Consider the following 12,005-nt stretch of genomic DNA (forward strand, 5'->3'; position numbering starts at 1 on the left):
AGCAAGATGCGATATAACTCACTTTTGCGATTTGAATAGCAATGAGAGGATGAGTAGAAGCAACAAAAAAGCAGAACCGGAGTTCTGCTTTTAGAAGATGAAAACATGTCACTTATGCGGACTGATGTAGCTCGTATTTATGCAACATCGCTTGTTGACGCCCTGCAATTTCCGCCACTTGCTCAGAACTCTCAACCATAGACTCAAGCTGCAGCTTAGTACGTTCGCCAAGGTCAGAAATATGGGTAATGGATTGAGATACATCTGCCGTCGCACGTTCTTGCTCTTCCGTGGCAACAGAGATTTGCTCAACACGCTCTTGAATGTGCTTAACCGCGAGGTTGATATCCGAGAATGTTGATTTCACTTCATTGCTGGACTGCAGCGCGTGGGCCATTTCTTCTCTTGAATCACTTACCGCTTGGCGAGAACGCTCTGCTGCGGTAATAAGCTCGCTCATCATTGCTCGGATGTTCGTTGTTTGTTGAGAAGTATCACTTGCTAGTTTGCGGACTTCATCCGCGACAACTGCAAACCCACGCCCTTGTTCACCAGCTCGAGCGGCTTCTATTGCTGCGTTGAGAGCAAGCAAGTTTGTGTTGTCAGCAATACCACTGATCATGTCGACCATTTCACGAATCTGCTTAACACGCTGGTTTAGCTCTAACATAGATTGCTCATTCATATCCAAAGAGCTTTCAAGTGATTCCAAACGTTCACGGTTTTGTTCCACAACTTGAACGCCTTTTTCAGTGTGCTTGGTAGCAAGCATCGAGTCCTGTGACGAGGCATTTGTCACTGTTGCTATTTCACGAATGGAGGCTTCAAGTTGCGTAATGGTCGTGATCATGCTCGCCAACGCTTCATTTTGTGTCGTCAACCCATCGCTCGTTTGTTCAGCTGCACTGTGGCTTACTTCGGCCGTCTGATAAAGCGTCTCACAGTTACGTGTAACTGTTTGGATAGAGTTGTTTGTTGAATCAATCACTTGGTTTAGTTTTCGTGCCACTTCTTTTAGCTCATAAGGACCAACCTCTTGTGCATTGTCACGGAAGTCATGCTCGGTAAGTGCTGAAAGACGCGTTAGTACATTCCTTAACCCTCGGTTTGTCCATGACTTCAGACTGAACCAAGTGATCAGAATAATGAAAGAAATCACACACGCTGCAAAAACGATCATAACACTCACTGACTGAATAGTGTCATTGACCACACTCTCTTTATCCGCAATCAACTCACCAGCAGCTTGTGATATTTGATCAAGCAACCGCATGGTTTCATCCGCAAGAATCGAAGCCTGTTTAAACTCTGAACGTTGCATTTCCCCTTGTTCTAGTTTGGCGAGGATCAAACGCAGCACGCCCTTTTCACTAAAGCCTTGCTTCACCATCTCGTACGGTGCCGTTAGGCTTGCATATTCGCTTACTTCTGGATGTAAAGACTGGAAATCTTCATAGGCGAGATTAATACCTGCAATACGGTTACGCATTTCTCGATATTCTTTTTCGGCTTTGCTCAGCTCAGAATGCATCATCATTACTAAGAAGGTGCTTTCCATTGAGCTCGCTGAAGCAATAAATCGGTTGGCGGCATCACTCGATTCAGGATTTTCGGCACTAAGAAACGAGCTGATTCGATTCATTTCCGGGCCGATAGAGCTGAGCCCATAGCGGAACCCACCAACTCCTGCATCAATATCCATTTGAATTTTTATCACTGAAGATTGCTTCAGTAAAATGGACTGCGTGACGTTATGTAAACGCGCTAAATTTGTATCTAACTCCTCAGAGAGTTGCTCAGCAACACCAGAAGCTTCTCCAACCAAACTTTTGCTTTGAGTCGCAAGTGAATCGATTTGCTCTTTTATTAGAGGCAACTCTTTTGGCTCAGTAATTTGCATACCATGGTTGAGTAGCTTAACCATCTCCAATACATTCCTAGTTAACTTTGCGTTCGCCATCGCGATTGGTAACGCTTTTTGCGACAAGTCTTCAAATTGCTCTCCTACCTGTTCCATTCCTTTGAAACTTGAGACAGAAAGGGCTATAACAAGAGCTATGATAGTTAAGAATGTTGCACTAACAGCCTGAATCAGTGAAAGTGATGTGCGTGAGCGTTTTCGCTTTGCCATAATCAATTTTTATTCTTTCTTAAGGTTGAATCGGCTTTGCAGTAATTCCGTCACATTTGTGAGACAAAACCGTGATTTGCAGCCCATACTATGGATTGGTTATGACACTAATATTTCAGTTGTGAGTCGTAGAGATGACAGGTGGTGATTTGCGTCGAGTATATTTTCCTTTGATAATCAGTGTGCTACTAAGCGCCTGCTCTTCTGGGCCTGAACCTAGCGAGCAAGTGCAAGTGACAACACCTACAAATCAGTTATTGGACAATAACCCTGACTTGTTCCAGTTTTATACAGAATGGCATGGCACACCTTATCGCTTAGGCGGCACACAAAAATCTGGTATTGATTGCTCGGCATTTGTGCAAAAAGCCTTTGTCGAGGCTTATCAGCTATCGTTACCCAGGACAACGAGACAACAATCGAAACAAGGTGTGGAATTAAATTGGACGGACGCCAAACAAGGAGATTTGGTGTTTTTTAAGACAAGACGGACGACCTATCATGTAGGGATTTACTTGGGTAACAAGCAGTTCATGCATGCGTCAACGTCTAAAGGTGTGATCATTTCAAGAATCGACAACCCATACTGGGCATCTAAGTTTTGGCAAGTAAGAAGAGTTACAATGTAACTCTTCTTACTTTTAGAATTGGAGATGACTGGTATCAAACAATATCAATCGTAAGTAGCAACGGCAGTATCGAATAGGTTTTTAACCAAAGCGATGTATTCATCAAGGAACGTGATCTGTTCATTAGTCGCTTTTTTATGCCATACACCAGCCAATATCTCACCAAGATCTTCAACAACCGCATCCGCTTCTTTTAGTAATTTGAAGCGTACGCTTGAGTGAAGCTCTGGGTTTTGCTCAAAGATCGCCATGATGTTTGAAGCCACCATATCGGTGACGACATCTTCGATGCTTTCGGATCCAGTGTCGCCAATTTCAGTCGTGAAAATATCTAGATTTAGCGACAAGTGCTCGATAAGAGCGAGATATCCATCGGTTTCTAAAACCACTGTTTTTCTCCGTTTATTGCAAGCCTTCGAAGCTGAAAGCGGAATAGTTTCAATAGTAAGACATGCCGAGAAAATTTCATTAACTTATTTCATATTAACAAACATTCACGAACCAACTGGATGTTTTTCAAACAATTGCGCTTTGCCTCACTGCGTTCGGATACAGGGTTTCTTCAAACCTTTTTGTATTTCAGTCATTTTCATGCAAACAAGTTTGGTTACGACCGTTTTCTTTTGCACGATACAACGCAGCATCGGCACTCTTTAACCATTGAGTGTGAGTTTCAAAATAAGGTTTATACTCGCAAACACCAATACTTATCGTGTAATTAATCAAAAAATCTTCCACTTTCACGATCTCTTGCTCAATTCTTTTACGTAAACGCTCCGCGAAATAGCAAGCTTGTTCTTGATTCGTATGAGGAAGCAATACCGTAAACTCTTCTCCGCCAAAACGACCGCACACATCACTGCTTCTTGCTGTCTTTCTTAATAACGAAGAAGTACGACGAATGACTTCATCTCCCGTCGGGTGACCATAGGTATCATTCACTTTTTTAAAGTGGTCGATATCAAATATTACTAATGAGCATGGTCCGTCGATAACTTTTAGGTGAGCAAACTCTTCTTTCAGAGATTGCTCCCAATAAGCACGATTAAATAAACCTGTTAAACCATCTTTGCGACTGATTTCAGACAAATGTTGATTTGTTTCTTTCAAATGAATGCGATTTCTTGCCGTTTCAGAGACATCATTCACTTGAATAGCAATGTGGCTGACCTCTCCTGAGAGCCCGATTAACGGGGTGATTACGATGTCTTGATACATGAAATCACTGCTGTTTGAAACCGGAGAAAAGTTGTTGAATTTAAAAAGGTACGGTCGGTTTTCCCAGCTAGAGAAGGAACGAGTTTCCAGATCGGCGGCGGTTTTTATCTTGGTTTCTAGCCAAGTTTTTGGCAGCTCTTCAAAATGATCAAATAAACATTGGCCAAGGATTTCTTGTGACAGAACGCCACTGTATGACTGCATAAAACTGTTCCACACACAGACCTTATACTCTTGATCCAACACGATAAGCCCTGAATCCATCGTATCGAGAATTTGTGTGACCCAATGAAAGTCTGCTATGTCCAGCGTAATATCGGACATTAGATTAGCTCCATGATTTCATAAATAATTTCTACGGATGGTTTATCAATTAAAAACAGTACCTCACACTCAAAATCGAGCGCTTCTGCCATGTAGGTGTATTCGATAGTAAACAGCTCACCTAATTCACCCTGCTCTTCACAGTAAGGCGTTAACGTATCTACAATGCCTGGCTGACGAAGTGAGAATTGCTTGTCGAGCTGATCCCCTAACGATGTGAGAAATGAAGAAACCAGTAAGTTCGAGATATTCAAAATGATTTCATTATGAGGTGTAAACTCAAGCAGATAGCCTAACTTCTCGCCAATTTGATTGATGTCTCTACCACGCAAACACACCAGAGCTTCACCATGAATACCGCCACCAACAAACCTCTGCGCAACCGCGACGGAGCCATCACGCCCAACAACGTCGACAAGCGTCATATGAAGTTCGCCATAGGATAACGGACCAACATGTGGAACAGGAAGTTGGATGAACTCGTGTAAGTGGTCTGCCATAATCGCAGCCCCTTTACCAAGTGCAATGTTTGCAATCTCGCGGAATTTGGCTAATGAGGAGAACTCCTCGCAAATCTGGCTTTTAGGATCAATCGAATGGCTAGGCTTGAACGCATAGTGCAGCCCCAATTGTTCATAGAGCGGCATCACCTGCTCTTCTGTCAGAGGCTTAGCGATAAAAGCTTGAGCACCTAGCTCTATGCAGCGCTGTTTTGCCTCTTGTTGAACATCTCCAGAAATAATGACGATTTTAGTCTGGTAATGACTAACAGGTAATGACTCGAGGACTTCGAAACCGTCCATGATCGGCATCGTTAAATCGAGAAACAAAATATCGATATTTTGCTCCGCAAGAATATTTAGCGCCTCATACCCATCTTGAGCTTCGATCAGGTGCAATGATGTATCTTGTACGATGGAGCGCGCAATGAGCTTTCTTGCAACCGCCGAGTCATCACATATCAGTATTTTCATGTCACCAATGGAACTAACGTCAAAAAAATAATAATACCTGTTGTATACGTTCATCTCCATATGCTATGCCGACAAATCAGAGGCTTATAAGCGATTTGATTCACATTTATACAAATTGACTACACTGAGAGGAAGGTTTCTTTACGAAGTATGCTCAACGTAGCGCCAACACCTTGCTTTTTATCCTAAACTGTTGGTGGTCAAATAGATTCGCGAGGTTTTGTATGTGGCAAGCAATATCGCAACAGCTTTCTGATACTTTATTATTCGAGTACCAGATCACGGAAAAAGTAAGACTGTCTGGCGGGGATATCAGTGAAAGCTACATGATCAATGACGGCGAACAGCGCTATTTCGTGAAAATTAACGATCGCGAGTTTTTGTCTAAGTTTGAAGTTGAGGCAGAAAGTCTGCATCTTTTGCGTGAAACATCTACCCTATTTGTTCCAGAGGTTGTGTTGGTTGGTAAAACCAAAAACGCCTCATTCCTAATTCTTAACTACCTTCCAACAAAGCCATTAGAAGATGGCCCAAACAGCTTTAAATTAGGACAGCAATTAGCTCACCTTCATCAATGGGGCGAGCAAAAGGAATTTGGTTTTGATACGGATAACTATCTCGGATCCACTCTACAACCCAATAAGTGGCACAAGAAGTGGTGTGTCTTCTTTGCTGAACAACGCATAGGATGGCAATTACAGCTCCTTAAAGAAAAAGGCGTCACTTTAGTTGATATCGACGACTTTATAGATGTCGTAAAACAACTGCTAGCAAACCATGCTCCAGAGCCCTCCTTGCTGCATGGCGATTTATGGAACGGGAATGCGGCTCTCACGGCATGTGGCCCTATCTGTTACGATCCCGCCTGCTACTGGGGTGACAGGGAGTGTGATATTGCGATGACTGAGCTTTTTGGTGGATTTCAACCGGAATTTTATCAAGGTTATGAATCTGTTATGCCACTTTCTGCTGGTTATCAAGAGCGTAAAGATATCTATAACCTTTACCATGTTCTCAACCATTGCAATTTATTTGGCGGCCATTACTTGGAGCAGGCTCAACAAGTTATTAATAAAATTATTTCTTATTAATTTGGAAGCCACTGCATATTTCAAGATGTAAAACCTCGAGGCACATCACTACAGAAAATGACCCTAAGCTCAAGGTTGAGTTTGGGGTCAAGTTTTATACTTATTTCGACTCAATTAGCAACAACTCCACCTAATATCAAAGGAGACTTAACTTTGGATTGTGCCTATTTTCCTTGTAGGCAAAGTAAGTGAAGGGCTGTACTTCCTTAAAGAATAGAGTGTTTAAAAGCCCTGCGATATTAGGAGTTGTTGTATGAAAAATTATACCGAAAGGCATGTCAAATGCCCCCATTGTGGACATTCAATCGGCATTACACTAGATGCAAGTAATGGTGACCAAGAGTTTTATGATGATTGCCCAGCTTGTTGCCATGCCATTCACTTAAATATGCGAGTAGATGAGCTGCAAGATAAAGTCGAACTGTTTATCGATGACAATTACGAATAACAACTCGAGCATGTAAGCGTTGGAAACACAAAGTCACTTGAATTAAAAAGGAGCGCTTGGCTCCTTTTTATCATTCTAAAGCTGTTTTTCTGCGAGAACTCGCTCAACAGTATCAACTATGGCCTGAGTCTGAGGGTCAAACTCGATATTAACGCGGTCCCCTACTTGTCTTACTCCAAAGAGTGTTCGTTGCAAGGTTTCTGGAATTAGATGTACTGAAAAACGACACGCTTCAACCTCACCAATCGTCAAAGAACAACCATCCAAGCCGATATAGCCTTTCGCTAACACATATTTCATTGATTCTTGCGGCAGTTGGAACCAAATAGTGCGGTTATTAGGCGTATCGATGATCTCGACAATGTCAGCCATCAAACTAATATGGCCAGACATGCTATGTCCGCCAATTTCATCACCAAACTTGGCAGCTCGCTCAATGTTTACGCTGTCACCTTCAACTAGCTCGCCTAAGTTGGTGAGAGCCAATGTCGCTTGCATTAAATCAAAGCTGATAAGGTTGCCATTAATTTTGGTCACGGTCAGGCAGCAGCCATTGTGAGCGACAGATGCACCTATTTCTAATCCTTTACAAAGCTCTTCGCTTAACTCGACAACATGCGTTTGAAAGCGTTCTTTTTTATCAATTTTAACGACCTTCGCCGTACCCTGAACTATTCCTGTAAACATTCTTTTTACCTATTGATTTCATACAAGCTGCAATCGATGACAGAGCCTTAAGCACAGCACTGTGTATCGAGATAAAACCTGTAGATTATAGATCAACGACCTATTGAAAAATGGAGCCTTGTTCTCATACATGCTTCTAACATTAACATGATTTATTACAGCTCTCAGTATTAGCGTATCCTGAGCTTAGCGAGCATTAAGTTAGTGTTATCCACTATTCGCAACCTAACTATGGAATATAAACATACAATTGTTTATCATTTGCGCGGAGTTTCTCCGAGGCATTTTTTCACCTTATCGTGACTAAAATCAACCATCAGATCAGTTCACCACATCTTTTGTCCTCGAGCGCTCTCATTCTTTCAACTTATTGTTCCGCTCTGGAGTATTTTTCGTGCATCGCTATAAAGAAGAAGCATCAAGTCTCATCAAATTGGCGACCCCGGTATTGATCGCATCTGTTGCTCAAACTGGTATGGGGTTTGTTGATACCGTTATGGCCGGAGGCGTTAGTGCCACCGACATGGCTGCGGTTTCTGTCGCTTCAAGTATTTGGCTTCCATCCATTTTATTTGGTGTGGGTTTGTTAATGGCGTTAGTCCCTGTTGTCGCACAGTTAAATGGCTCTGGTCGTCGAGTAAAAATCCCGTTTGAAATTCAACAAGGCGTCGTTTTGGCATTGTTGATCAGTGTGCCGATTATTGCAGTGCTGCTTCAAACCCAATTTATTCTCGGATTTATGGATGTTGAAACGCTGATGGCAGAAAAAACAGTGGGGTACATTCATGCTGTTATCTTAGCAGTCCCTGCCTTCTTGCTTTTTCAAACGCTTAGAAGCTTTACGGATGGTATGTCATTGACGAAACCAGCAATGGTCATTGGCTTTATCGGTTTACTGCTTAACATTCCCCTAAACTGGATTTTCGTGTATGGCAAGTTTGGCGCACCGGAATTAGGCGGTATTGGCTGTGGTGTCGCAACCACGATTGTTTACTGGGTCATGTTTGCCCTACTATTGCTTTATGTGATGACATCAGATCGACTTAAAAGCATCAACTTATTTGGTGAATGGCATCGACCACAATGGAAAGCGCAAGTTCGTCTGTTCAGGCTCGGCTTTCCTGTTGCAGCAGCGCTGTTTTTTGAAGTGACACTGTTTGCTGTCGTTGCATTATTGGTATCACCATTAGGACCAATCATCGTTGCTGCGCATCAGGTTGCGATTAACTTCTCTTCGTTGGTATTTATGCTTCCAATGAGTATCGGTGCCGCAGTGAGCATTCGTGTCGGCCATCGACTTGGCGAAGAAAACGTAGATGGCGCTCGCGTTGCTTCACGAGTGGGCATAATGGTTGGTCTAGGTTTATCTGTTCTTACAGCGATATTAACCGTATTGTCTCGTGAATGGATCGCCGAACTTTACACTAGCAACCCAGAGGTCATCACTCTAGCGATGCAACTGCTCGTATTTGCTGCTGTTTATCAATGTACGGACGCAGTTCAGGTAATCGCGGCAGGTGCACTGCGTGGCTATAAAGATATGCGAGCCATCTTCAACCGTACTTTTATCGCCTACTGGATTCTTGGTTTACCAATGGGTTACGTCCTTGGCCGCACAGACTGGATCGTCGAGCCAATGGGTGCGCAAGGTTTCTGGCTAGGCTTTATCATCGGCCTTTCTTCTGCCGCACTTATGTTAGGGGTAAGAATGCGCTGGATGCACCGCCAAGAACCAGAGGTGCAATTGAACTTTTCAGTTCAGTGATAATAAGAAAAAGCCAGCACACGCTGGCTTTTTTGATCGAATAATAACGCTGTTGAGTATACTTATAACAAGCTTGTGAGCCACTTGAGCCTGCTCTCTGGGTGACGAATACGAAGTTATAAAAAGGATATTTGTGCGGTCTATTTTATTGTTCTTAGTCTTGTTTCTTAACGGTTGCGATAGCTGGTTCAACCCAGAAAACGCCATGTTTGACAAGTATCACCAACGTGTCGCCAATGTGTTGGACGCTCCTACTCTTCCAATCGAATCGCAACCTACTGTGACCATACCTGCAAAACGTGACTTATTCGAGCCACTTCCAAGGCTATCGATTGGTTTACTAGAAAGCTACCAATTACGCCAGTGTGGATTATTCAATCTACTTGCCGAGAAAAACTCGCAACTTGGAAAGGTGCAGGATGCCTTTCATGATTTTGATTACCAAACTTCACTGTTACGAGTCATGAATCGATGTCTATCCGAATTTCAGCTCAGCGATGAAGAACGTACTACATTAACAGAGCTTTATTCGACTAAGTGGCAACATTTAGGTACTCATCTTGACAACTTGCTACTCGCGAGTGATGCAATGCAAAAGCAGCTAACGGCGTCGGATTGGCTATCTCAAGAAACACCAAATGATGTTGCACGTATTAACGACGTCTATCGCCTTTTCAGTGAAATGTACGGCTTGCCTCATCGCGCCATTTCACGTCTGCCCGATATTGAGATTGTGCAGTATCAAGAAGAGTTAGAGAAATCTCGTTTACTCGGACGACTTTACTATTCGATGGTAAACACATCCCTTTGGTTAAAAGCGACAACTCAGCTACTTGAGCAGAATCAGAATAATGTGTTGTGCGGACCAAACCGAGACGTGACCCAGTTCCGCTACCTAAGAAATGTCTTTCAATCCATTTACGTTGAAGAAGTGCAACCTTACTTAGCCTATTTAGACAGTACCTATCAGCAACTTCATGATGGCGCCACCTTGATAGAAAAGCGTATGCAACTTCATGGTCATCAATATGGCATAAAAGAAGCACACAAAACCTTTAGACAAGAAACCCTAAACCACGTTCAGTTTTGGCAGGGTCTCTTCAAGCGGTGCGGCGTAACCGTTGGCAACTAGTAAGTGCAGAGCGTTCTATTCCTTCAGCCTCTCACGCAAGAATCGGGCAAAGCGTGGTTTACCGGTATGAGTAAAACCGTTGTACCTGAACGTGACGGTTGAGCCTATTTTCGGAGGCTGACGACGCACTTCATCGGTAAACCCACTACCAATGTAAAACTCTGTACCATCTGGTAAGCGAACTAACATCGCCCCCATCATACCCAATAAACGCCCCGTGCCTGGCTTATAGCCCACGACTAGCGCTTCATCATCCGCGTATCGTTTCAGTTTAAGTAAATCACTACCGCGTCCAGCTTGATAACGGCTTGATACCTTACGTAGCATCACCCCTTCACCATCGGATATTGAAATCTTATCCAATTGCGCAAACAGGTGAGCTTCATTTTGGATCGCTCGGTGTTCGACATATTTGATATGAGGTTGGTCTACTTCGAGCACTAAGTCTTTGATGTTGTAATAACGCTTCCGGTAATCACCAGCAGAATACGGCATATCAAAGATCATAAAATCAATGTTTCGCCAAGCTGACTCCACAGGCGTTTTATCCAAAACCGTTTGTTGTACGAGATGAAAATTGCCTCGTCCCGCCCATAGCTCACCATCTAACGGATAGTCAGGTAGTGAATCTATAAACCAATCTGGAGCGTAGATTCGGTTACCATTTCTCGTCACGAGATGTTGTCCGGTCCAATAGGCGCGAATGCCGTCGAGTTTTTCGCTATACCAATATTCAGATACATCGATACCATCTTGATAGCTTTGCGCAAGAGAAACTGGAGGCGTGAGAGAAGTATCAGCTTGAAGCTGTGAAGACGCTGTCATAACAGCCAGCGCGATTAATGTCATTTTTAATGGCATAAGAAGACCTTGTACAAAAAAGCGCCTTTATTGAACCGTAACTCCTCTCGATGACCTATTTGTTACTAGTCATTCTTCGACTCAGAACAATCAACTTAAGTAATGATTTGCAAGGACAATCATAAACTTTAGACAGATTTTGCATTTAATATTTACACATTGTTCACAATGGGATGAGTGAGTCTCAAATCAAGTCACAACCTAATCTCGATGAGACTCTTGCATTAGCGCTCGATATTAATTCGACATCTCTCCTGAACAAGCCGTTTGTCTATGCGTTTTTGATTCTCAAATTGAGAACCTATTCCTTCTCAATTTGAATGACACCACCAAAAAATCATAACTATCTGATTTTATACTCATTTAAATCTGGCACGTTACCTGCTCTATATCCAAGTAGAGAAAACAAACGGAGATAGAGTCATGGAATTACGCAAACTAGAAATTAATCAAGACAAATTAGCCATTGAGTTTTTTGGTGACTTAGACGCAAGTGGCTGTCGACAAGCACAACATCACATTGATGAAGTAATTCACGACAATCATCACAAAGAAGTCGAAATTAACCTACAGCACGTCCAATTTCTTGATTCTTCAGGGATTGGTGCCATTGTTTACTTATATAAGCGTCTAGTTGAACGTGAAAGAAGTATGAGTATTGAAAACGTATCAGGCCAACCTTTAGAAATCATGAGCTTGCTTCGTATTAACCATGCTATTCCCGTTAACTCAAAAGGACACTAAA

The 12,005-nt window shown here is 42.7% G+C and carries 12 protein-coding genes; 6 read left to right on the forward strand and 6 right to left on the reverse strand.

Annotated features, from left to right (window positions below):
• Window positions 1-112: 112 nt before the first annotated feature.
• Window positions 113-2,131 carry a methyl-accepting chemotaxis protein gene (locus tag D8S93_RS04260; protein WP_152812157.1) on the reverse strand — a complete coding sequence of 673 codons (2,019 nt, stop codon included), beginning with the start codon at window positions 2,129-2,131 and terminating at the stop codon, window positions 113-115.
• A 134-nt stretch (window positions 2,132-2,265) separates the two neighbouring features.
• On the opposite strand from D8S93_RS04260, the gene D8S93_RS04265 reads away from it, so the two are divergent.
• Window positions 2,266-2,760, forward strand: a complete 495-nt coding sequence (locus tag D8S93_RS04265) for an NlpC/P60 family protein (protein ID WP_005396208.1) — start codon at window positions 2,266-2,268, stop codon at window positions 2,758-2,760.
• 44 nt (window positions 2,761-2,804) lie between these two features.
• On the opposite strand, the gene D8S93_RS04270 is transcribed toward D8S93_RS04265, so the two are convergent.
• From D8S93_RS04270 to D8S93_RS04280, 3 genes are all read right to left on the reverse strand, one after another.
• Window positions 2,805-3,149 (reverse strand): DUF3802 family protein, encoded by a 345-nt coding sequence (locus D8S93_RS04270; protein ID WP_005396212.1) that lies wholly within the window; start codon window positions 3,147-3,149, stop codon window positions 2,805-2,807.
• Window positions 3,150-3,339: 190 nt separating this feature from the next.
• Window positions 3,340-4,302: a GGDEF domain-containing protein gene (locus D8S93_RS04275; protein ID WP_005396213.1), complete on the reverse strand. Its 963-nt coding sequence runs from the start codon at window positions 4,300-4,302 to the stop codon at window positions 3,340-3,342.
• Window positions 4,302-5,276 carry a response regulator gene (locus D8S93_RS04280; protein WP_152812159.1) on the reverse strand — a complete coding sequence of 325 codons (975 nt, stop codon included), beginning with the start codon at window positions 5,274-5,276 and terminating at the stop codon, window positions 4,302-4,304. Before D8S93_RS04280 ends, D8S93_RS04275 begins: the two co-directional genes overlap by 1 nt.
• A 224-nt stretch (window positions 5,277-5,500) precedes the next feature.
• Here D8S93_RS04280 and D8S93_RS04285 point away from each other — a divergent pair, with 224 nt between their 5' ends.
• Window positions 5,501-6,367 (forward strand): fructosamine kinase family protein, encoded by an 867-nt coding sequence (locus D8S93_RS04285; protein WP_005396217.1) that lies wholly within the window; start codon window positions 5,501-5,503, stop codon window positions 6,365-6,367.
• Between the two features lie 253 nt (window positions 6,368-6,620).
• Window positions 6,621-6,815: a CPXCG motif-containing cysteine-rich protein gene (locus D8S93_RS04290; RefSeq protein ID WP_005396219.1), complete on the forward strand. Its 195-nt coding sequence runs from the start codon at window positions 6,621-6,623 to the stop codon at window positions 6,813-6,815.
• A gap of 75 nt (window positions 6,816-6,890) precedes the next feature.
• Here D8S93_RS04290 and D8S93_RS04295 read toward each other — a convergent pair whose 3' ends face one another.
• Entirely contained in the window at window positions 6,891-7,502 is a 612-nt protein-coding gene (locus D8S93_RS04295) for a riboflavin synthase subunit alpha (RefSeq protein ID WP_152812161.1), read from the reverse strand.
• Window positions 7,503-7,896: 394 nt separating this feature from the next.
• On the opposite strand from D8S93_RS04295, the gene D8S93_RS04300 reads away from it, so the two are divergent.
• Both D8S93_RS04300 and D8S93_RS04305 read left to right on the forward strand, forming a co-directional pair.
• Complete coding sequence (locus D8S93_RS04300; RefSeq protein ID WP_065646737.1) at window positions 7,897-9,267, forward strand: MATE family efflux transporter; 1,371 nt, start codon at window positions 7,897-7,899, stop codon at window positions 9,265-9,267.
• Between the two features lie 133 nt (window positions 9,268-9,400).
• Window positions 9,401-10,399 carry a DUF3080 domain-containing protein gene (locus D8S93_RS04305; protein WP_319802962.1) on the forward strand — a complete coding sequence of 333 codons (999 nt, stop codon included), beginning with the start codon at window positions 9,401-9,403 and terminating at the stop codon, window positions 10,397-10,399.
• 15 nt (window positions 10,400-10,414) lie between these two features.
• On the opposite strand, the gene D8S93_RS04310 is transcribed toward D8S93_RS04305, so the two are convergent.
• Window positions 10,415-11,260 carry a DNA ligase gene (locus D8S93_RS04310; RefSeq protein WP_046875255.1) on the reverse strand — a complete coding sequence of 282 codons (846 nt, stop codon included), beginning with the start codon at window positions 11,258-11,260 and terminating at the stop codon, window positions 10,415-10,417.
• A 423-nt stretch (window positions 11,261-11,683) separates the two neighbouring features.
• Here D8S93_RS04310 and D8S93_RS04315 point away from each other — a divergent pair, with 423 nt between their 5' ends.
• The gene (locus D8S93_RS04315; RefSeq protein WP_005394270.1) at window positions 11,684-12,004 is read left to right on the forward strand and encodes an STAS domain-containing protein; all 321 of its coding nucleotides are present in this window, start codon (window positions 11,684-11,686) and stop codon (window positions 12,002-12,004) included.
• The last annotated feature ends 1 nt before the right edge of the window (window position 12,005 follow it).

Source organism: Vibrio sp. VGrn 2, assembly GCF_009361695.1.
GTDB lineage: Bacteria > Pseudomonadota > Gammaproteobacteria > Enterobacterales > Vibrionaceae > Vibrio > Vibrio diabolicus.